This window comes from Butyricimonas hominis (genome assembly GCF_014287455.1).
In the GTDB taxonomy this organism is placed as follows: Bacteria; Bacteroidota; Bacteroidia; order Bacteroidales; family Marinifilaceae; genus Butyricimonas; species Butyricimonas muris.
Genome location: NZ_JACOOH010000074.1, coordinates 1 through 578 on the forward strand (window position 1 = coordinate 1; position 578 = coordinate 578).

Genomic DNA, 578 nt, shown 5'->3' on the forward strand with positions numbered 1-578 from the left:
CTGACCGAACAGGTTGCCACAACCATAACGATAGCCACTCCTAACCCGGTTCGCCGTTTCCGTTTCAAGAACTTGGATATAGAGTGCGTGAAAGCCTACTGCATGGACTACCCGGATGAAAGCCTTGTCCCGTACTTGCGGCTGCTCGATGCGATAAAGGACATGAAGCGCATACCCGGAACAACCGGGCAGGACATCTACAACCGGGTCAAAAGCCAATATTTCAACGGGTACAGCCTGCCGGAACTGGAAAAAATCGTATCTTTGGCGAAAAGTTACCCGCCACGTGTCAGAAAGGTGGTGGCGGATATACTGGGCGACATCAGACAAACCGTGTTGCAAACAGAAATGGCAAAGACCATTCTTCCCACGACACGGTTCAACTTGGATTATAAAACGGCATAGGACAGAAATATGAATTTACATTCGGACAAGGAAGCGTTCAAGGAAATCATCGCACTGGCGGCTGAACATTTCGGCTACGAGCAGTCGCACGTGGAAAAGGATTACTGGGTATCGAAGATACTGCGGGATATTTCCATGTCCGAATATGCGGATAAGACCTACTTCAAAGGCGG

General features: G+C 49.3%; 2 pseudogenes. Both read left to right on the forward strand.

From position 1 onward, the window contains the following. Positions 1 to 405 (forward strand): annotated as a pseudogene (locus H8S64_RS22330) (hypothetical protein); the annotation flags it as partial. A gap of 9 nt (positions 406 to 414) precedes the next feature. After that, positions 415 to 578 (forward strand): annotated as a pseudogene (locus H8S64_RS22335) (nucleotidyl transferase AbiEii/AbiGii toxin family protein); the annotation flags it as partial.